This is a genomic window from Corynebacterium glutamicum ATCC 13032, assembly GCF_000011325.1.
Lineage (GTDB): Bacteria > Actinomycetota > Actinomycetes > Mycobacteriales > Mycobacteriaceae > Corynebacterium > Corynebacterium glutamicum.
In genome coordinates, this window is sequence record NC_003450.3 from 2584530 (window position 1) to 2604602 (window position 20073).

Sequence of the window (20073 nt, forward strand, 5' to 3'; positions counted from 1 at the left end):
ACTTCATAATATTTTGGGGAGTGAACTGGTTTGGCATTGAAGGGTTACACCAACTTTGACGGTGAATTCATCGAATTCGGATCTGTGCAAGCAAAAGAAGAGGAAAAACGGGCATTCGACAACGATCGCGCGCACGTTTTCCACTCCTGGTCCGCGCAGGACAAAATCAGCCCCAAAGTATGGGCAGCTGCCGAAGGTTCCACGCTGTACGACTTCGACGGCAACGCCTTCATCGACATGGGTTCCCAACTTGTCTCGGCAAACTTAGGCCACAACAACCCTCGATTAGTTGAGGCGATCCAGCGCCAAGCAGCCCGGTTGACCAACATCAACCCGGCCTTCGGCAATGATGTGCGCTCTGATGTTGCTGCAAAGATCGTGTCGATGGCCCGTGGCGAATTCTCCCACGTGTTTTTCACCAACGGCGGCGCCGACGCCATCGAGCACTCCATCCGCATGGCTCGCCTGCACACCGGACGCAACAAAATTCTGTCCGCATACCGCAGCTACCACGGCGCAACCGGATCCGCGATGATGCTCACCGGCGAACACCGCCGCCTGGGCAACCCCACCACCGACCCAGATATCTACCACTTCTGGGCACCATTCCTGCACCACTCCTCATTCTTTGCCACCACCCAAGAAGAAGAATGCGAACGCGCACTCAAGCACTTGGAAGATGTCATCGCGTTTGAAGGTGCTGGCATGATCGCAGCGATCGTCCTGGAGCCAGTGGTGGGATCATCAGGAATCATCCTGCCACCAGCAGGTTACTTAAATGGCGTGCGCGAACTTTGCAACAAGCACGGCATCCTCTTCATCGCCGACGAAGTCATGGTCGGATTCGGACGCACCGGAAAACTGTTTGCTTACGAGCATGCTGGCGACGATTTCCAGCCAGACATGATCACCTTCGCCAAGGGTGTTAACGCAGGTTACGCCCCACTCGGTGGCATCGTGATGACCCAATCAATCCGCGATACCTTCGGATCAGAGGCATACTCCGGCGGACTCACCTACTCCGGACACCCACTTGCAGTAGCACCCGCCAAGGCAGCGCTGGAGATTTACGCGGAAGGAGAGATCATTCCACGCGTAGCTCGACTTGGCGCTGAACTGATCGAACCTCGCCTTCGTGAACTAGCGGAAGAAAACGTAGCGATCGCTGACGTGCGGGGCATCGGATTCTTCTGGGCAGTGGAGTTCAATGCAGACGCCACTGCCATGGCTGCCGGTGCTGCAGAATTCAAGGAACGCGGCGTGTGGCCGATGATCTCCGGCAACCGATTCCACATCGCGCCGCCGCTGACCACCACTGATGACGAATTGGTAGCACTGCTGGACGCGGTGGAAGCTGCAGCCCAAGCTGTCGAGCTGACCTTCGCTGGGGCGTTGTTCTAAGTTTTCTAGATAACAAGGCCAGCACAGACCACCATATCTACGACCCCAAAAACCGACTCCAAGCTCCGCGGCGACGAAGCCGCGCTCGCGCCACCGACCAAGCAGCCGGTCCAGGTTTAAAGATTTTGCTTTTCGACGCTCCCCTCCACCTCATTCAATGCGGCGGAGGGGATTTCCTTGCATGTTAAGCCTATAGGAAAAAGTGTTTGCATATCACCCTTGTATTCGAACACGTGAGCGGGTAGAGTGGGTGGTAACAACACGGGGAAAGGGGGAAGACACCATGAGCATCACCACACACGTCCAAGCACTCACCACAGCACTCAACGCCATCGACAACCATTTGGCCAGCATGCTCGACCATGGTGTCACCCCAGACCAATACAAGGCCATCGAGCCCGACCTCATCGCCCTAGAACACACCATCAACCACCACGCCACCATCGCCGCCCAAACCACAGCCCTCGCCGAACGCACCAACGCCGCCCACACCATTGGCTCCACCCACCTCATCGACTACCTCACCACCACCTTCGGACTATCCAAAGCACGCGCCCACCACCGCATCAATCTCGCCCACTCCCTCTACCCCATACCGAAGCCAAACCCTGGATCTGGCAACGGCGGTAATGGTGGCAATCCCGACGGCGGTCCTGATGGTGGCGACTCGGGTGATGACGACTCCGGCGACGATGACCCCGACCCCGAACCGGACAAGCCTGAAGACGGCAAACCTGATGGTGATAAGCCTCGTGGGCCACGGATCAGCGCGGAAAAACACGCCATCATCACCGACGAACTCGCCCGCCTCAACCCGAATACCACACCCAGCGCCGAGGAGCTACGCACCCAAGCCCTGAGTCAAGCGATCTGGCGCACCCCAGAAGACCTCCGCACGTGGCTACGCCACCACGTCACCACCGCCAATAAAAACAACCCCAACCCCATCACCGCCATGAAAAGGCGCTACCTCGCTGTAGGTAAACCCGATGCCGACAACATGGTCCGCATCAGCGGCCTCGTGCCCGCAGCCACCGCAGCACTGATCACCGCGAACACCGCACCGTTAACCAAACGCGGCAACCTCGTGGATCTACCCGCAGCAGAAGATATGCGCACCCGCGGGCAACGCCATGCGGACGCGTTGCATCACATCATGGAGATCTACAACCACGGTATTGTCACCCCAGCTCGTGGTGGAACAGCCAGCATCATCATCTCCATGACCACCGATGATCTTGATGAGATCAACCACGGTGATCATGGCGATGGCAGTCTACTTAACAACCTGTACCCCACCAATACGGGTTACTCATTGAACTTGGCGGAGATCATGAACCTCATCGCTGCGAAATACGACTTCGCTGTGCTCCTCGATGGTGAGACGGGGCAGCCGTTGAACGTCAATAGGATGCAGCGCTCAGCGAACCTGACTCAACGCATCGCGTTGTTTGCTTCTGAGTTGGTGTGCTCGGCACCCAATTGTGACAGGCCGCAGTTAGAGTGCGAGGTTCATCATTTAGATCCCTGGATGAGAGGTGGGCTGACCAACCTGGTCAATCTCACGCATCAGTGCTTTAATCACCACCCACGCAACGATGATTCCAGGAGTGGGGTCAATGGTAAAGGGTTTATGGACCGCGATCCCGTTACTGGCAGAGTAGGTCACTACTCAGCAAGTGGTGAGGGGCCGGTGTTTAACCGGTCGGCTGCTGCTGATCGTTCCGGTGGTGCGTGGGCCAGACGTAAGCATCATGGCCCACCACCGGAACCGCCGAGCCCGCCGGATCCACCTGGTCCTGAGCCGGATCCTGGTGATGAGGGCAGATTGTTCTAGCCCTTGTTATTGCTGAGTTGTTGTCATGTTGTTGTGCCTGTTGTCAGTCGCCCCAGTGTGTCTGATACCGGGCACAGCCATGCCCACACCAACACGTCACCAATCCCATACAACACCAGACCACCCCAACCCTGAATAAACCCCTATTTTTCTAAAAAGTCACACTTTGCCGTATAGAAATTCAGTCAACCAAGAGTACTCTGTCCACCATGGTTTTTACTCTTGCGGACTCCGTCTCCCAGGTTGCGCTAGGTCCGTCCTGGCTGGACCCTATGGAACTTCTTTCCGGCTCCGGCCCGTTCGGTAGCTTCATTCTTCCGGCGATGCTTGCCATTGTCTTTATCGAATCAGGCCTACTTTTCCCACTTCTACCAGGTGATTCTCTCCTTTTCACCGGTGGTCTCCTAGCTAACCAGGCTGACCCTTTTGCACCGCTGTGGCTGGTGCTGATCCTCTGCCCTATCGCCGCAATTCTTGGCGATCAGGTGGGTTACTGGATTGGCCACAAGTTCCACCCTCGCCTGGTCAATCGTCCGGATGGCAGGATTTTCAAGCAGGAATACCTCAAGCAGACTGAGGATTTCTTTGAGAAGCATGGCCCCGTGACGATCATTTTGTGCCGTTTCGTGCCCATCGTCCGTACTTACGCACCTCTGGTCGCAGGTATGGCTGGCATGCGTTACCGCACGTTCATTATTTACAACATGATCGGTGGCATTTTGTGGGGTTCCGGCGTGGTGGCTTTGGGTGCTGCGTTGGGTCAGTTCGATTTCGTCCGCAACAATATTGATCTGATTTTCTTGCTGATCGTGTTCATTTCGGTGGTTCCTGGTTTGGTCGGCATGGCCCGCAAGCTGGCTGACGGCCACAAGCAAGCCAACACCGAGCCACAAGAAAACCCCGCAGTCCAGACAGCCCCAGTAAAAACCCAGGAAGCCCAGGAAGCCCCCCAGAACTAATCTTTCCGGTCCGCCAGTTCGATACGTGGTCGTACGTCCACGTTGGTGATCTGGGTGGTTTCGCCAGCGTCAATCACGAATCTGATTGCGTTGGCGATTTCTTTTGGTTCGATGTAGATCTCTGGGCGGAAGTTGGTGCCTTGTGAGTCCATGAGGCCTTGCAGCATGGGGGTGTTGGTGGGGCCGGGGCTGACAGTGCTGACGCGGATGCCGTTGTTGGCTTCTTCTTTGCGGAAGGCGTCGGCGAGTCCGCGGAGGGCGTGTTTGCTGGCGGCGTAGATGGTGTTGCCGGGGTGTGGTCCGTTGCCGGCGCCGGAGTTGATGTAGATGACGCAGCCGGATGCCGCGCGGAGGGCGGGCAAGAGTTGGCGACTCAACTCGGCCGGGACAATGACGTTGAGATCAAGGTGTGCGTGCCATTCGGCCACACTGCCGGCTTCGATGGTCGTGTCACGCGCCACCGCCGCGGCGTGCACCAGCGTATCCACGTGGTCGAGGTTTTTTAGCTTGTCGACGCCTCCCTCTTCCAACACTTCCTTCACGATATCGGACTCGATAGGCTCTACTCCCTCGATCTCTGCGAGAGCTGCCAGATGCTCTGGATTTCGGCCCAAGGCGTAGACAATGTGGTCGCGGGAGAGGTCTTTGACGATCTCAATTCCCATGCCTCCGGTCGCTCCGGTAACGACCGCAATCTTCTTCTTCATGATCAACCTTTCGTATGAATTTTCTGTATAAAACCCATGTTAGATGTTTTATTCAGGGATTTTAGTTGATATGTCCAGTATCTCGCTGAAAACGCTGGTTGTCTTGTAGAAAAAGGCGTAACGTCATATAACATGCCTAGCGAAACTATGAAACCAGCCGTAGCGTCAACTCTGGCGGCCACTTCCACGGGACGTCGTCCTGGACGCCCCACCCAACGTATCCTTTCCGTCGAATCCATAGTGGAGCGCACTTTAAACATTGCCGGCCGCGAAGGATTCGCTGCCGTGACCATGAACCGCCTCGCCCGAGACATGGGTGTCACCCCTCGCGCACTGTATAACCATGTGCTAAATCGTCAAGAAATCATTGATCGCGTCTGGGTGCGCATCATCGATGATATCAAGGTGCCCGATCTTGATCCGGACAATTGGCGGCAATCTATTCATACGCTGTGGAGCTCATTGCGCGACCAATTCCGTGAGACTCCACGTGTTCTTCTGGTCGCGCTGGATGAACAGATCTCTACTCAGGGCACTTCCCCACTGCGAATCGCGGGTGCGGAGGAGTCCTTGAAGTTCTTGACTGATATCGGGCTGTCCCTCAAGGAAGCAACCATCATCCGGGAGATGATGATGGCTGATGTCTTCAGCTTCACCCTGACTTCTGACTACACCTTTGACAATCGTCCAGAGGGCGAAAAGCCGGATGTGTTTGCTCCGGTTCCTAAGCCATGGCTTGATGAGAACCCAGATGTGGAAGCGCCACTGACCCGTAAAGCAGTCGAAGAGTCCGTCTCAACTTCTGACGAACTCTTCGGCTACATGGTGGAGGCTCGCATTGCTTATATTGAAAAGCTGCTTGCCGCCAAATAGTTTCTAAAGGTTATTGAGGGCCTGCTCGACATCTGCGAGCAGGTCTTCAATGTCTTCAATACCAATGGAGATGCGCACGAGGTCGCGGGGAACCTCGAGCTGAGAGCCGGCAGCTGACTGGTGGGTCATGGTTGCTGGGTGCTCCAGGAGGGATTCCACGCCACCGAGGGACTCGGCCAGACAGATCAGTTTGGTGGAGGTACAGAACTTCTTAGCTGCTTCTTCGCCGCCTGCGAAACGGACGGAGATCATGCCGCCGAAGCGCTTCATCTGCTTCGCTGCGACTTCGTGGCCTGGGTGGTTCTTCAGACCTGGGTAGAGCACGGTGGAGACCTCTGGGCGGGAGTCCAGGAATTCCGCGATCTTTTCTGCGTTGTCGCAGTGGCGATCCATGCGCACTGCAAGGGTCTTGAGGCCACGGGCGGTCAGGTATGCATCGAAAACTGATGGGATCGGTCCGATGCCGCCCTGCATGAACAGCAGTTCTTCGTCCATTTCCTGGTCGTTGGTAACCACAAGGCCGCCAACAACGTCGGAGTGTCCTCCGATGTACTTGGTGGTGGAGTGCAGGACTGCGTGTGCGCCGAGTTTTAGTGGCTGCTGCAGGTATGGGGATGCGAAGGTGTTGTCAACAACCAGCTTGGCGTTGGTGCCTTCGGTGAGCTTTGCTACTGCTTCGATGTCGGTGATGCCAAGTGCTGGGTTGGTTGGGGTTTCCACCCAGATCAGCTTGGTGTTGTCCTTGATCGCTGCCTTGACCTCTTCCACGACGGAGGTATCAACAACGGTGTATTCGACGCCCCATGCGGTGAATACGGTGTCGATCAGGCGGTAGGTTCCGCCGTAAGCATCGTTGCCGAGGACGATGTGATCGCCCGGCTTGAGGATGATGCGGAACAGGATGTCGGTTGCAGCCATGCCGGAGGAGAATGCGCGGCCATACTTTGCGCCTTCGAGTGCTGCGACGGTCTGCTCTAATGCCACGATGGTGGGGTTGCCCACACGGGTGTACTCGTAGCCTTTGCGCAGTTCGTTTGGAGCGTTCTGCGCGAAGGTGGTGGAGGCATAGATTGGGGTGTTAATCGAACCGTAGTAGTCGTCTGGCTCATACCCAGCGTGAATCGATGCAGTGGAGAAACCCTGGGTGTTTGGGTCAAAAGACAAGGTAGATCAACTCCTGTAATCAGAATTCTATGGCCCTAAAAGGACCGGTCTTCTGGCAATGATAGACCAAGCTGTCCACTTTTGTGTAAAACTAGCCCCTTTTAATGCAGAGCATCGAACGCGAACCACCGGCTGCGCACAGTTTCCAACGACACCGACATGTCATACAGCGCGCCCAAATTTTCAGGAGTCATCACTTCTGAAACAGTCCCCGAAGCCAGTATGCGGGCGTCCTTGATCATGAGGATATCTGTCGTGGAGGCGGCGATCTCTTCGACGTGGTGGGTGATCATCACTGTCGTCAGACCAGGAAGAGCGGCTCGCAAACCATCAATCACACTGAGCAAAGTTTCACGTCCGGGCAGGTCAAGGCCGGTGGTGGGTTCATCAAGCAGCAGTAGGGTCGGTGAGATAATCAGCGCACGAGCAATCAGGGTGCGGGCTTTTTCGCCCTGGCTCATATCGGCCCAGTAACGATCGGCACGCGCTGTCATGCCCACCAACTCCAACATCAAAGCGCACCGCTCCAACTCCGAAGCCGAAGCCGACCACCGTGGCAACAACCCGTTGGAGGCGGTTAACCCCGACAGCACAATTTCGTGGGCCGGCAGGTTGGTAAATCTTTGCTTCGGGTCCACCAGGCCGATTGTTTTCCGCAGCTCACGAGTATCCACCCGACCAAAGCGATGCCCCAGGATGTCCACGGTGCCTTCCGATGGGTACAGCAAGGTGGCTGCGATCTTCAGCATGGTGGTTTTACCGGCGCCATTTGGACCAAGTACGGCCCAGTGCGACCCTTGCGGAATTGAGAGGGAGATATCGTCGAGAAGCAATTTCTCGCCGCGCCGCACGGTGACGCCGGCCATGTTGAGTGCTAGTTCGCGCATGGGTAACACCTTACTGGCGTAAGGCCAGGGCTTAGACTGGTACCCATGACAACCTCAGAAAATTTTTATGATTCTGTGGGCGGCGAGGAAACGTTTTCCCTCATCGTCCACCGTTTTTATGAACAGGTCCCCAACGACGATATTTTAGGCCCGATGTATCCGCCGGATGATTTTGAGGGCGCCGAGCAGCGTCTAAAGATGTTCCTCAGCCAGTACTGGGGCGGCCCGAAGGATTATCAGGAGCAGCGTGGACACCCTCGTCTGCGCATGCGTCACGTCAATTACCCCATCGGCGTCACCGCAGCGGAGCGTTGGCTGCAGCTCATGTCCAATGCACTCGACGGCGTGGATTTGACCGCGGAGCAGCGTGAAGCGATTTGGGAGCATATGGTGCGCGCGGCCGATATGCTGATCAATTCCAACCCCGATCCGCACGCTTAACTTCTGCCAAAAAGTCGTTTTGACCATAAGCTAAGCGATTGTGAATCGAATTGCAGAAATCGCACGCAGTTTCGGCGTGCTGGGCTTCAGCGCTTTCGGCGGCCCCACCGCGCACCTCGGATATTTCCGCACGGAATTCGTGGAGCGGCGGCGCTGGCTGGATGATCGCCAATATTCCGAGATCGTAGCGCTCAGCCAACTACTTCCCGGACCTGGATCGTCGCAGGTCGGTATGATGCTGGGCTACCACCGCGCCGGTTTTTCCGGCATGGCGATCGCCTGGCTCATGTTTACCTGGCCCTCATTGGCGCTCATGGCGGCGTTCGCCCTGCTTTTTGATGCGACCTCCGCCAGCTGGACGCTCGGCCTGCTCGCCGCAGCGGTCGCCGTCGTCTTCCACGCAGTCACCGGCATGGCGCGCTCCATGGCCTCCACGCCGCGCGCCGCCACCATCGCGGTCGCCTCCGGCATCGCGGTGCTCGCCCTCCCCAACGCGTTTACACACCTCGGCGTCATCATTCTCGCTGGCCTCATCGGTGCCTTCAGCTTCAATTCGCTTATCGACGCCACCCCACCCCCTTCCCCGCTACGCGCCATACCGGCTTGGGCGGGCATCGGATCACTAGTGGTGTTTTTGGGCGCACTTCTCGGCGCCGTAATCATGGGCGGGTTTTATCCAGCATTCATTCAAGCCGGATCCACAGTGTTCGGCGGCGGCCACGTGGTTTTGCCACTGCTGGAAAAGCTCGTTGTTGCGCCCGGTTTTATTAAAGAAACCGACTTCCTATCCGGCTACTCCGCAGCGCAGGCAGTGCCTGGCCCCATGTTCAGCTTCGCCAGCTACCTCGGCGCAATCTACGGTGGCATCGGTGGTGCAGTGCTGGCCAGCCTGGCGATCTTCTTCCCCGCCGCACTCTTGAGCATCAGCGGAATGTACTTTTGGGGACGCTGGCGAAAAGCACCGCGCATCCAAGCAGCAGTCACCGGCATCAACGCCGGTGTGGTGGGGCTTTTGGGCGCAGCGCTCTACGATCCCGTATTCACCCACGGCATCACCAGCGTTTCCGCATTAGCTATCGCAACGGTGTGTTGGCTGGGGCTAGCCCACTGGAAAATTCCGCCGTGGGCCATCGCCGCGGGTGCGGCCCTTGCAGGCTGGGTCTTGCTTTAGAAAACGCTCAGACCCAAACCTGACGAGTGATAAACACTGCCATAGGGAGCATCAACGCGGGTCCAACGACCATTCACCGATACCCGCAGGTGCCTCGGCACATCATTGGCTGCCTCAAAACCTGGGATCAAACCAAGCGAAGTGCAGGTAAATACCGTGCGCATCGGGATTCCGGCCTTCTTGCCATTGCCTTCTGCTGAAATAACTTCCTGATCCATCAACGAAGCCGGAGGGCCAAGCGGGCCGGAGAACTGGCGAGCCAATGCCTGACCCTGATCAGCCAAAGTGCGCACCACGTGGGTGGGGAGTTCGTCGACAAGCGTAAAGCCCGTGGCTGGCGGCAATGAGCCCGGCCAGCTGGCGTCGCGGGAGGTGCCTACGTCTTCCCGGCCCTCGCTGAGTGCCTGCAGCAAATCCTTCGCGCCAACTGCAGCGCCATCGCGACCCGCCACACCAAATACCCGGCGCGACGCCGTCACGTTGAACGGAGTGGTGACAAAAACATCAACGACCTCTGGCGTGAGCTGGCGGAAACGCGCGCTCGCCAACTCATCCAAACCAACCGCACGCGCAACAAGCGCCTGCAGGCCAGCCGCACCTGAGGTGATAGAAAGAGTCTCAACCACTACTTTTCTAGAGCTTCCTGCGACTGCACCTCATCAGTAGCGACAGCGGTCAGCACCTTGCGCTCCACCTTGCTGATGGAACGGGGCGCAGCAGTCTGCACATTGACAGCCACCTGCACGCACTCAACCACGCAGCACACACGACCGTTACGATCCTTGACCTCTTGACGAGTGCTGAAGGAAGTATTACCGATCTTGGTCACCTGTGTCTCCACGACAGCCTGGGTGGTATCCGGCAAGATCGCACGCAAATAATCAACTTCCAAGTGGCGCACAAACACAGCAGGGATCTCATAGCCACGCTCACGGAACTGATCCTCCGCAAACGCCAATCGAGCTTCCTGCGCGATCTCAATGAACGCCGCGTTGTTGACGTGCCCAAAACGATCGAAATCAGCCCAGCGGAGATCCACCTCCGTCACGTGAAGATTATTTTGGGTGTCGTCGTTGACATTGTTGGCTGCCATGGGGTTCGCCTAGCCTCTTTCTTTGTAGCTGTTTGCTTGGCCGTCTCTTTGCTCACATCTTGCAAATCAAGCGTCTCGCAAGCATTCTACCGATCCCACGAAGCTGAGCACATTTAGTGACAATCACCTCAAGGTTCGGCGCTCCACAAGCATCAGTTCTGCCAGCTCATGCGGCGCAATTTCTTCAGGCCACTCTGGCAGTTCCCGGTGCGGGCTCCACGTGATGATCCAGGATTCTCGCTCCCGATCGGTGGTGCCGCCGTGCCCGCCCTCATCAAGGTGACCATGATCAGTTGTGATCACTACCAGCCAGTCCTCCCCGAGCTCGTCGGAGCGTCGTGACACTTCAGAAAGAACCTTCTTCACGTGGGTGTCGACCCTGCGAATCGCATCTCGGTATTCGTCGCCTGCCAGGCCGAAAATATGGCCAGCATCATCGATTTCACCGAAGTACACAAATCCCGCATCAAACCCCTTCTGCCGGAGCGCAGCTGTAGCGATCGAAGCGATTTCCGCATCGATGCGCTCATATCCCAGGGTTTCACCATCACGCACGATGACGTTATGAAGCCCAGCGAATTGCTGCTCCATCCGAGGATGAATAATTGGGCCTAAACCATGGGGATCCGCTAATACAGGCCAACTTGCTGTGGCAATAGTACGCGTGGATTGGTCCTGATAAAAAGCCCTTGCCAGAAAATCCGGGTAGTTCCACAGACGCTTGCCCACCAGGGAATTATCTGTCACACCATGCTCATCAATATCCTGTAAGGATTGATGACCACCCCGGACCAGAAAGCGTGGGTGGCTCCATCACCATGATTCGGAACGCACCCTGTTGTGCCGTTTCCTGCAAAAACTCACCAACACCATCTTCTGCAATGATGTCCCAACGAACTCCATGCAAACCAAGCAGAAGCATCAGTAAAAACTAAAACCCCTCACAGAACAATCTCTGTGAGGGGTTTAGCGCTGCTTCGACTCTAGCGAGTCAGCTTGCGGTGAGTGACACGGGAAGGACGTGCGGCGTCAGCACCGAGGCGCTCCACCTTGTTCTTCTCGTAGTCTTCGAAGTTGCCTTCGAACCAGTACCACTGGCCTTCCGCGATGTTGCCTTCCCACGCGAGGATGTGGGTACAGGTGCGGTCCAGGAACCAACGGTCGTGGGAAATGACCACTGCACAGCCAGGGAAGTTCTGGAGTGCATTTTCCAGGGAGCCCAGAGTTTCCACGTCGAGGTCGTTTGTAGGCTCATCGAGGAGGATCAGGTTTCCGCCCTGCTTCAAGGTCAGCGCGAGGTTGAGGCGGTTGCGCTCACCACCGGAGAGGACCTTGGATGGCTTCTGCTGATCTGCGCCCTTGAATCCGAAGGCGGACAGGTATGCGCGGGATGGCATTTCGTTCTGTCCGACAATGATGTAGTCGAGTCCGTCGGAAACGGTTTCCCAAACGGTCTTTTCTGGATCAATGTTTTCACGGCCCTGGTCCACGTAGGACAACTGGACGGTGTCGCCGATTTCAACGCTGCCTGCGTCTGGGTTTTCAAGGCCAACGATGGTCTTGAACAGGGTGGACTTACCCACACCGTTAGGTCCGATCACGCCGACGATGCCGTTACGAGGCAAGGTGAAGGACAGGTCCTTGATCAGCACGCGGCCATCGAAGCCCTTCTCCAGGTCCTTGACCTCCACGACCTTGTTGCCCAGGCGTGGTGGGGTTGGGATCTGAATTTCTTCGAAGTCGAGCTTGCGGTACTTCTCAGCTTCCGCAACCATCTCGTCGTAACGCTGCAGACGAGCCTTGTTCTTAGCCTGACGTGCCTTAGCGCCGGAACGAACCCATGCGAGTTCGTCCTTCAGGCGCTTCTGCAGCTTCTGATCCTTCTTGCCAGAAACTTCGAGGCGCTCTGCCTTCTTCTCCAGGTAGGTGGAGTAGTTGCCTTCGTAAGGGTGCAGCTGACCACGGTCAACTTCACAGATCCACTGTGCAACGTGGTCGAGGAAGTAACGGTCGTGTGTGACGGCAAGGACAGCGCCCTTGTAGTCAGCGAGGTGCTTCTCCAGCCACAGGACGGACTCGGCGTCAAGGTGGTTAGTAGGCTCATCGAGCAGCAGCAGATCTGGCTCTGCAAGCAGAAGCTTTGCCAGTGCGACGCGGCGACGCTCACCACCGGAGAGGTGGGTAACTGGCTCATCGCTTGGAGGGCAACGCAATGCATCCATTGCCTGGTCGATCTTGGAGTCGATCTCCCACGCATCAGCTGCGTCGAGAGCCTCCTGCAGAACGCCCATTTCTTCCATGAGCTCGTCGGTGTAGTTGGTTGCCATTTCTTCTGCGATGGCGTCGAAGCGCTGCTTCTTTTCGAAGATCTCACCAAGACCTTCTTCGACGTTCTGGCGAACAGTCTTTTCTTCGTTTAGTGGTGGCTCCTGCAACAGGATGCCCACGGTTGCACCTGGATCCAGGAATGCTTCACCGTTGGAAGGCTGATCCAACCCAGCCATGATCTTCAAGATCGATGACTTACCGGCACCGTTGGGTCCGACGACACCGATCTTGGCGCCTGGGTAGAAGGACATGTAGACATTGTCCAAGATGACCTTGTCACCGATTGCCTTACGCACGTTCTTCATCGTGTAGATGAACTCGCCCAATGTAACCCCTTTAAATGCGAATTTGCGTTTAAGTACTCAACGCACAAGATTACATGAGCAGCGCCAATTTAGGGACCTCGGGCAAGTGGGCCTTACAGCAATCGCAGCGAAGGATCACTCCCCCGCTGCGACCATTTAGATGTTTGGCGATTAAAAAGGCGCTTCCTCGCCTGAATCAGAGCCTGAACCTGCTCCCACACCAGCCATAGCTAATTCGCGTTTTTCCTCAGGAGTCTCAGGAGCCTCGTCAGCTTCCGAAGCCTCTGTCCCCTCCTCCGAAGCATCCGAAGCCGCCACCTGCTTCGCTCCCCGCTTCTGATCTACATCTGGATAGTCTTCCAAGTTTGCATCTGGCATCTCCACGCCCTCGGGGCTGTTGGATGCGTTGGGCTTACTTTCCTTGAAGCCAACGATGTAGTGGTTCATGTCAATGCCGATGGAGGTTGCTCGCATCCTGATTTCTTGGCGCTTTTCTAGCTTTTTAACATTGGGATCAGCGGATTCCACTTCCCATTCATTGGTGTACAGGAAGCCTTGGACGATCACAGAGACGCCTGGTTTGAGGGAAATGTGGGAGTTGACGCCGAGTTTTCCCCAGGCTTCAACGTTGATGAAGACTTTGTCCACGTTGTGCCATTTTTCGCCCTGCTTGTAGGAGCGGGAGCTGGCCACGCGGATTCTTAGGACGCCGTCGAGGTTGTCTTTACGGCCAATATATACGGAGTCACTGACGATGCGGCCGGCGATGGTTACTGGTGTGTTGATCATTTTTCTTCCCTTTTCTGATAGGTGATGAGTGCTTTCACCACGCAGTCTGGCACCGAACGACAAGCGCGTAAAGGAAGAAAAAGCCCGCCTGTGGATAAGTTGTGGCCTGATCGAAAATGAGGCCTAGTTATCCACAGGGGCGGGCTGGAAGGGGTGCGGGGAGACGTCGAAAAGCTTATTCTTTGTCTTTGTCTTTGTCTTTGGGCTCGAAGGTTTCCTGGTAGTAGTCGCCGTGCATGTCGTGGCCCTCGTTCATGCGTGCGAGCATCCTGTTGTATTCCTCGGCGTCAGCGTAACCAGTGGCTTCGGCGCGGGCCTGGTAGTTTTTCTCCACGATTCTTTCCTCACGGAACCAACCACGGAAGAGGTAACCGAACACGACAATCAGCGGGAAGGAACCCGACGCCCAGGCGATGCCGCCGCCAACGAGCTGGTCGTAGGCCAGATCGACCTCCCATGGCAGGTTGAGTTTGGTGTAGAAATCCTCCGCCAAAATGACCTGGAGCTGCATGAGGTACACGCCGAAGAAGAGGTGGAATGGCATCGAGAAAGTCAGCCACGCCAGACGCGACACATGCGTGCGTTCCTCCGGCTTGGGGTCAGGACCGATCATTTCCCAGTAATAGACGTAACCGGAAATCACGAACACGAAGTTCATGATCAGGTGTCCGGCGTGCTCGGACACCATGATGTCATACAGCGGCGTCAGGTAGAGCGCGTAGAAAATGATGATGAACTGAATCGTGTTCACCGCTGGGTGCATGATGAATTTCAGCAGCGGATTATCAGTCATCACCGCAGCCCATTCGTGCAGCCCAGGTCGGCCCGGCTCTCCAGGCGCAACGGCCTCCATGATCAGCGACAACGGCGCGCCCAGCACCAGGAACACCGGCACGACCATGGACAACAGCATGTGCGCGACCATGTGCATGGAGAACGTCGCCGGCATATTCATGCCGATGCCGGAAGAAACGGTGACCACCAGGGTGATACAGCCCAGCACCCACCAGAAGGTGCGCATGTGGTTCCACTTTTTTGCTTGTCGACGCAAAGCCACAAGGCCATACATATAGAAGGCCAATAACATGATGCCGATGGTGCCCAGCATCAAATCAAAACGCCACATGGTGAACACGTTGAGAAGAGTTGGTTCCTTCTCCAGGGAGTAGCCCATTTCCAAAGCCATCACTGAAAGGTCTTGAATCTCTGGTGCAGGTGGCGGGGTGCGTCCCATGGAAATAGCAACGCCGGTGACCGCAGCCATGGCAAGAACTTCCACGATCGCGATGCGAGTAAACAGCGCTGAGTTCTTTGGATCCTTCTCTAGCTTCGGGATGGTGAAAGTGCGGTGGGCCAAACCGAACATGCCCACCACGACAACACCAACAGCCTTAGCAAAGACCAGCAAACCATAATTAGTGGTGAACAGATCTGAGAAGTCCATGCGCAGCAACGCATTCACGACGCCAGAAATCGCCATACCAATAACTGCGTAGGTTGCGATGATGGAATAACGCTTCACTGCCATATCCATGTTGGGACCAATGCGGCGAGCGTGCGCAATCAACGCCATCAGGCCACCCACCCACAGCAGCATCAAAACCAAGTGCCACAACAGGGAGTTCGTGCCGTAATCGTGGTCGCCACCGGCAGCTGAGTGACCTTCCAAACCAAGTGGAACAGTCATGATGATGGAACCCGCAAACAGCAACGGCTGTGCCAACCATGTACGACAAAACAGACCAGCGATACCGGTGATGAAGGCAAAACCAGCAACCCACGCCCACGCCTTAGCCAACGCAACCTGCTCGAATGCGATCGCCCAGTTCTGCAACTTCAGCGCCTCAGTAAACGGTTGCCCCGACAAGTCTGACATCACCATCGGGATCATCACAATCGCCACAAGGCCAAAACAAATAGCCGCAAACGAACCCGTACGCGCCGCGATGGAACCATCCACCGACAAATACGAACGATTCAGATAACTAGCCTTCTGAGGCCCATCTTCCGCGCTGCGCTTAATTTCTCGCGGACTAATAAAGAAGGTCGTCGCCATGAAACTACCCGCTGACAACGCAGCAACAATCCAGCCCACCGCACGCAAAAACGGCAAACCAGCAGTAGTCATCGGGCCCGGATCAGGGATGCCCAATGCAGCAAGAGATTCCGACAGGAAACCCCACGCCAAAATGACACCCACCAAACCAGCCACAAACGCAAACAAAACGTAGAAAGGCCAGGTGATTCTCACCTTGCTGCTCTTTACCTGCGATTTATTCACTGGAGAAGAAACTCCACCAGAACCCTCGGCAACGACCTGCTCATCCATGCCCCTAATCTAACCTCCCCAACACCCAGAACCATAGTTGAGTGATCCATGTGATAGCCGAACACGGGTGTACGGTAAAGTTCCAAGCGCACGCAATAATGTGGGGCTTCACACAATTGGGTATTTCTTGTCAATTGTGGGAGTTTCTATATAAAGTGTTTCGAGAAGCTTTCTAGATTGCCGGTTTGGCACCAGTAGTAGTTTCTACGCCTCCATAGCTCAGTGGATTAGAGCAACCGGCTTCTACCCGGTTGGTCGCGGGTTCGAATCCTGCTGGGGGCACCGCAATTTAAACATGTTTTATCCATGTTTCAGCAGTTCAGGGCACTCTTTCATTTTGAAGGGGTGCCCTTTCTGCTTTCCATAAACATGCTGCGAGCACATTTTGAGCACACTTCATACACACTCTTGGCAAATTTCAGACACTAATTAGTCGGTTTTTTAGGAAAATAGGCGAGCCGAAGATTAGTTGCCAAGACTTCACTTAAAAGTAGCCAGGAATTGACATATAGCCTCTACCTTATGGATTGCCCGGGTGAAAACTCGGAAAACTCTTTGGTTTTCATACCTTTCTTGCTTGATTTTCATGAAAAGCACATTCCCAGTGAAGCCCTGAAGCACACTCTCGAGCCCAACATAAGGAATAAAATGTCTTTCAAGCGTCGTTCGCTTGCAATCACTTGCGCCATCACCTCCAGCATTGTTCTCGCTGGAATCTCCGGCACCGCTGCCGCCCAGTCCTCCTACGTTTCTGGATCCTCAGGACTGCTGTCCTCCAGCGAGCTCCATCCTGAAACTCCAGCACCTCTGGATGCTCCAAAGAACATCATCTACATGATCGGTGACGGCATGGGTTACAACCATGTCTCCGCAACCAACCTGTTTGAAACCGGCCAGACCATGCACCAGGTCGAAGGCGAGCCAGGTTCTGTCACCCCAGTTGAGGGTGGCACTCCAGTTCAGGCATTTGAAGGCGCTGAGTGGACCCAGCTTGCACAGTCCACCTTCCAGGATGGAAACTCCTACGACCCTGAGCGCGCGTGGGCTGATCACAACTATGTCAATGAGAACTTCACCGACTCCGCTGCTGCAGGAACCGCAATGGCAACCGGCGTTAAGACCACCAACGGCATGATCGGCATCAACCCAGCCAACGAGCCTGCGAAGAACACCTCTGAGTACGCAATTGAAAAGGGCAAGGCAGCCGGCGTTGTTTCCTCTGTTCCTTTCAACCACGCAACTCCTGCGGCTTGGGCAGCTCACAACTCCAACCGCAATGATCTGCACGCGATGGCCGAAGAGATGATCAACAGTGATCTCAACGTCATCATGGGTGCTGGCCACCCATTCTTCGACAACAACGGCAACCCAATCACAGAAGCCGACGAAGACTACATGCAGGCTTCCCAGTACGAGCGCCTCGCAAGTGGCGAAACCGACTTCACCTTCGTCGAAGAGGACGCAGACTTCGAGGCTCTCGCAAACGGCCAAGTTGAAAGTGACAAGTACTTCGGTCTCGCGCAGGTCGAAGACCCCCTTCAGCACGACCGCGATGGCGACTCTGTCACTCCTTACGACGTTCCACTCAACGACGTCGTCGACCTTTCCACCATGTCCAAGGCAGCCCTCAACGTTCTTAACCAGGACGAAGACGGATTCCACATCATGATCGAAGGTGGCGCAATCGACTGGGCAGGCCACGCAAATGACATGGCTCGCGACATTGAAGAAGTCCAAGAGTTCAACAAGGCCGTTGAAACTGTCATCGAGTGGGTTGAGACCAACTCCTCTTGGGATGAAACCCTCGTGATCGTCACCGCCGACCACGAAACCGGCTACATGACCGGCCCTAACGATGATCCAAACTGGTCCGCAATGACCGGCGCTGCAGGCATCGTTCCAAACCACGGCTGGCACTCCGGTAACCACATCAACCAGCTCGTCCCAGTGTTCGCTCGTGGCGCAGGTGTCTCCGATATCGTTGCTGCTGCCGATCAAGTTGACCCAATTCGCGGGAATTACATCGACAACATTGAGATCGCGAACCTGACTTTCAACAAGTGGTGGTAACCCCCGCTTGACCAGCCGTTTTGGTTAATACAGCACGGTGAGTTAAAGTTATCCGTGCTGCTTAACGCGGCAATGGTGGCTGTAGTTCAGCTGGTAGAGCACCAGGTTGTGATCCTGGGTGTCGCGGGTTCGAGCCCCGTCAGCCACCCCGAATAATCCCCTTACCTGCACAAACAGGTTGGGGGATTTTTACATTTTCAGCCGCCTACGCTTTAACCTACGCTTAAGGTTCGGTTTTTCACTGTTCCGCCTCGCCCCCAAAGGCCGCAGCAACGCCGCCATGGCCACGCCAGCGCCCCCACGCCGCTAAGCCCATTCTACCGCCTGAGGCAGCCCTACAACACCCTGCCACCCTTCCCCCTGTGCCCCCTTCTCCCCCTTGGTCCCGAACCACAGGCATGGGAGCGAGAAAGTGACAGCAAAAACAACCACACGCTTTTTAGAACACGCGTTCCAATAAGCACCTACAATCCCTAGAGCGCGCCCTTTTGTGACCTGCAACACAATGCTGTAGGTGTCTCTTTCTTAGTTTCGTAATTTACGAAGCAAACTACGAAAAAACTACGAAACGCCTGACCTGCGGTTTCGTAAAATTACGAAAATCGAAAAAACAAATTACGAAACACACGAAAACGCCGTGACCAGCATGTTTCTACTACTTTTCAATAGAGTTTCGTAATTTTGCGTATTTTCACCCCAACTCTTTTTATATAGAGACACATAGACGAATTTAGTGGCGTGGCTCACAGAGGCACAAAACCCTATTTTCGTTACTATGTTCGATATTTTGATGTCACACTAGTTAACTGCTGTCACATTAGTTAACTACCGCAACACCGATGCGGTGGGTGATCCTTGCCTTTCGGATTACGAATCGGAACTGATGCAACTGGCGCGGCTCCCCGCAAACATCCGCATCGGTTTCGATTCAACTCTTCCGCAAATAGCCGACCGAATCGGTAGCCGCTTCTGTTTCCCCTCCGAAGTTAACGCCGATTCGATGATGACGTGGATACCACTACCCTATTTCTCGTTTTAGGCCAGCTGGCGCGCACCGCGTTATGCAGAGGGGCTATCGGGCGTTTGCGAATTGAGTTCGGGCCACTGCAGCACTAGCTCGGCGAGATAGACCGCGAGAGCCGGGCCGAGCACTGCGAGGAAGAACAGGTAGCCTCCCCACTGCGCTGGGAAAAAGACGGGGTACAAAACAAGCACTATGCCAGGCAATATTGCCAAAAGAGTACGCGGTAGGTGCCCTACCGCCTTCATCATGGCCTGTGTGATTCTTTGGCGGAAGCCGAGCCCCGGTGCATCGAGATGGAAGAACCATACGCTGACAGAGCCCAATACGATAAGCCCCGAGATCAAGGCTGCGCGCAGTATCAGGCCCATTGAACCCAGATCTGCCTTGGCAATGATAGCGAATTCATACGCGGCTAAGGCGGCGACGGCGAGGGAAATGAGCCACCATGCGGTGTTGACCCCGGGACGCGTCAAAAGGCCCCGAACGAAGGCCGAGCCGCGGCGAGAACCTTCCTCGCGGACCATCTGGCCGGTCACCGCGTGGGCGGTGCGCAAGGACATTCCCCCGGTGAATACGGGAAAGCACGTTATCACCAAGAGAACATTCACGATGACTAGGTCAGCGAAGAGGCTCAGAGCAGCATAGAACTTCGATTCGGGGCCGAGTATGCGATTCATGGTTTTATCCTATCGCAA

The 20073-nt window shown here is 55.6% G+C and carries 17 protein-coding genes and 2 tRNA genes; 9 read left to right on the plus strand and 10 right to left on the minus strand.

Translation table 11 applies throughout. The features are described 5' to 3' along the window. Positions 1-30: 30 nt before the first annotated feature. From CGL_RS12085 to CGL_RS12095, 3 genes are all read left to right on the plus strand, one after another. Positions 31-1401, plus strand: a complete 1371-nt coding sequence (locus CGL_RS12085) for an aspartate aminotransferase family protein (protein WP_011015122.1) — start codon at positions 31-33, stop codon at positions 1399-1401. 283 nt (positions 1402-1684) lie between these two features. Then, positions 1685-3238: an HNH endonuclease signature motif containing protein gene (locus CGL_RS12090; protein WP_011015123.1), complete on the plus strand. Its 1554-nt coding sequence runs from the start codon at positions 1685-1687 to the stop codon at positions 3236-3238. A gap of 209 nt (positions 3239-3447) precedes the next feature. Next, entirely contained in the window at positions 3448-4197 is a 750-nt protein-coding gene (locus tag CGL_RS12095) for a DedA family protein (RefSeq protein WP_011015124.1), read from the plus strand. Here CGL_RS12095 and CGL_RS12100 read toward each other — a convergent pair. Continuing rightward, complete coding sequence (locus tag CGL_RS12100) at positions 4194-4904, minus strand: SDR family oxidoreductase (protein WP_011015125.1); 711 nt, start codon at positions 4902-4904, stop codon at positions 4194-4196. The genes CGL_RS12095 and CGL_RS12100 overlap by 4 nt on opposite strands. Positions 4905-5036: 132 nt before the next feature. On the opposite strand from CGL_RS12100, the gene CGL_RS12105 reads away from it, so the two are divergent. Next, positions 5037-5777 carry a TetR/AcrR family transcriptional regulator gene (locus CGL_RS12105; RefSeq protein ID WP_011015126.1) on the plus strand — a complete coding sequence of 247 codons (741 nt, stop codon included), beginning with the start codon at positions 5037-5039 and terminating at the stop codon, positions 5775-5777. 3 nt (positions 5778-5780) lie between these two features. Here CGL_RS12105 and CGL_RS12110 read toward each other — a convergent pair whose 3' ends face one another. Together CGL_RS12110 and CGL_RS12115 are read right to left on the minus strand one after the other, a co-directional pair. Beyond that, a complete protein-coding gene (locus CGL_RS12110; RefSeq protein ID WP_011015127.1) occupies positions 5781-6941 on the minus strand; it encodes a cystathionine gamma-synthase in 1161 nt (386 codons plus the stop codon). 101 nt (positions 6942-7042) lie between these two features. Continuing rightward, positions 7043-7828 carry an ABC transporter ATP-binding protein gene (locus CGL_RS12115; RefSeq protein ID WP_011265940.1) on the minus strand — a complete coding sequence of 262 codons (786 nt, stop codon included), beginning with the start codon at positions 7826-7828 and terminating at the stop codon, positions 7043-7045. A gap of 45 nt (positions 7829-7873) precedes the next feature. On the opposite strand from CGL_RS12115, the gene CGL_RS12120 reads away from it, so the two are divergent. After that, positions 7874-8269 (plus strand): globin, encoded by a 396-nt coding sequence (locus tag CGL_RS12120; RefSeq protein WP_011015129.1) that lies wholly within the window; start codon positions 7874-7876, stop codon positions 8267-8269. A gap of 40 nt (positions 8270-8309) precedes the next feature. Next, the gene (gene chrA, locus CGL_RS12125; RefSeq protein ID WP_011015130.1) at positions 8310-9440 is read left to right on the plus strand and encodes a chromate efflux transporter; all 1131 of its coding nucleotides are present in this window, start codon (positions 8310-8312) and stop codon (positions 9438-9440) included. On the opposite strand, the gene CGL_RS12130 is transcribed toward chrA, so the two are convergent. The 6 genes from CGL_RS12130 to CGL_RS12160 form a co-directional block, all read right to left on the minus strand. After that, positions 9437-10066, minus strand: a complete 630-nt coding sequence (locus CGL_RS12130) for a hypothetical protein (RefSeq protein WP_004567537.1) — start codon at positions 10064-10066, stop codon at positions 9437-9439. The two genes, chrA and CGL_RS12130, sit on opposite strands and share 4 nt — an antisense overlap. Then, positions 10066-10533 carry an acyl-CoA thioesterase gene (locus tag CGL_RS12135; protein WP_004567531.1) on the minus strand — a complete coding sequence of 156 codons (468 nt, stop codon included), beginning with the start codon at positions 10531-10533 and terminating at the stop codon, positions 10066-10068. The genes CGL_RS12130 and CGL_RS12135 overlap by 1 nt, the downstream gene beginning before the upstream one ends. A gap of 123 nt (positions 10534-10656) precedes the next feature. Beyond that, complete coding sequence (locus tag CGL_RS12140; protein WP_011265941.1) at positions 10657-11280, minus strand: alkaline phosphatase family protein; 624 nt, start codon at positions 11278-11280, stop codon at positions 10657-10659. Positions 11281-11516: 236 nt separating this feature from the next. Continuing rightward, positions 11517-13187 carry an energy-dependent translational throttle protein EttA gene (gene ettA / locus CGL_RS12150; RefSeq protein WP_011015133.1) on the minus strand — a complete coding sequence of 557 codons (1671 nt, stop codon included), beginning with the start codon at positions 13185-13187 and terminating at the stop codon, positions 11517-11519. Positions 13188-13337: 150 nt separating this feature from the next. Beyond that, positions 13338-13955 carry a single-stranded DNA-binding protein gene (locus CGL_RS12155; protein WP_011015134.1) on the minus strand — a complete coding sequence of 206 codons (618 nt, stop codon included), beginning with the start codon at positions 13953-13955 and terminating at the stop codon, positions 13338-13340. A 175-nt stretch (positions 13956-14130) separates the two neighbouring features. Then, positions 14131-16284, minus strand: a complete 2154-nt coding sequence (locus CGL_RS12160) for a cytochrome c oxidase assembly protein (RefSeq protein WP_011015135.1) — start codon at positions 16282-16284, stop codon at positions 14131-14133. A gap of 208 nt (positions 16285-16492) precedes the next feature. On the opposite strand from CGL_RS12160, the gene CGL_RS12165 reads away from it, so the two are divergent. From CGL_RS12165 to CGL_RS12175, 3 genes are all read left to right on the plus strand, one after another. Further along, a tRNA-Arg gene (locus CGL_RS12165) sits at positions 16493-16566 on the plus strand. A 366-nt stretch (positions 16567-16932) separates the two neighbouring features. Continuing rightward, positions 16933-18354, plus strand: a complete 1422-nt coding sequence (locus tag CGL_RS12170) for an alkaline phosphatase (RefSeq protein ID WP_011015136.1) — start codon at positions 16933-16935, stop codon at positions 18352-18354. A gap of 75 nt (positions 18355-18429) precedes the next feature. Continuing rightward, positions 18430-18502: transfer RNA gene (locus CGL_RS12175), tRNA-His, on the plus strand. Positions 18503-19413: 911 nt separating this feature from the next. Here CGL_RS12175 and musI read toward each other — a convergent pair. Further along, on the minus strand, positions 19414-20055 hold the full coding sequence (gene musI, locus CGL_RS12180) for an ABC transport system MusEFGK2I component MusI (RefSeq protein WP_003860887.1): 642 nt from the start codon (positions 20053-20055) through the stop codon (positions 19414-19416). Positions 20056-20073 lie beyond the last annotated feature (18 nt).

Excerpts from the sequence above, each read along its gene's own strand:
- CGL_RS12105 (WP_011015126.1), top strand. The coding sequence starts at position 5,037 with ATGCCTAGCGAAACTATGAAACCAGCCGTAGCGTCAACTCTGGCGGCC.
- CGL_RS12160 (WP_011015135.1), bottom strand. The coding sequence starts at position 16,284 with ATGGATGAGCAGGTCGTTGCCGAGGGTTCTGGTGGAGTTTCTTCTCCA.
- CGL_RS12090 (WP_011015123.1), top strand. The coding sequence starts at position 1,685 with ATGAGCATCACCACACACGTCCAAGCACTCACCACAGCACTCAACGCC.
- CGL_RS12115 (WP_011265940.1), bottom strand. The coding sequence starts at position 7,828 with ATGCGCGAACTAGCACTCAACATGGCCGGCGTCACCGTGCGGCGCGGC.
- musI (WP_003860887.1), bottom strand. The coding sequence starts at position 20,055 with ATGAATCGCATACTCGGCCCCGAATCGAAGTTCTATGCTGCTCTGAGC.
- CGL_RS12135 (WP_004567531.1), bottom strand. The coding sequence starts at position 10,533 with ATGGCAGCCAACAATGTCAACGACGACACCCAAAATAATCTTCACGTG.
- CGL_RS12155 (WP_011015134.1), bottom strand. The coding sequence starts at position 13,955 with ATGATCAACACACCAGTAACCATCGCCGGCCGCATCGTCAGTGACTCC.
- CGL_RS12120 (WP_011015129.1), top strand. The coding sequence starts at position 7,874 with ATGACAACCTCAGAAAATTTTTATGATTCTGTGGGCGGCGAGGAAACG.
- CGL_RS12170 (WP_011015136.1), top strand. The coding sequence starts at position 16,933 with ATGTCTTTCAAGCGTCGTTCGCTTGCAATCACTTGCGCCATCACCTCC.
- CGL_RS12100 (WP_011015125.1), bottom strand. The coding sequence starts at position 4,904 with ATGAAGAAGAAGATTGCGGTCGTTACCGGAGCGACCGGAGGCATGGGA.
- CGL_RS12095 (WP_011015124.1), top strand. The coding sequence starts at position 3,448 with ATGGTTTTTACTCTTGCGGACTCCGTCTCCCAGGTTGCGCTAGGTCCG.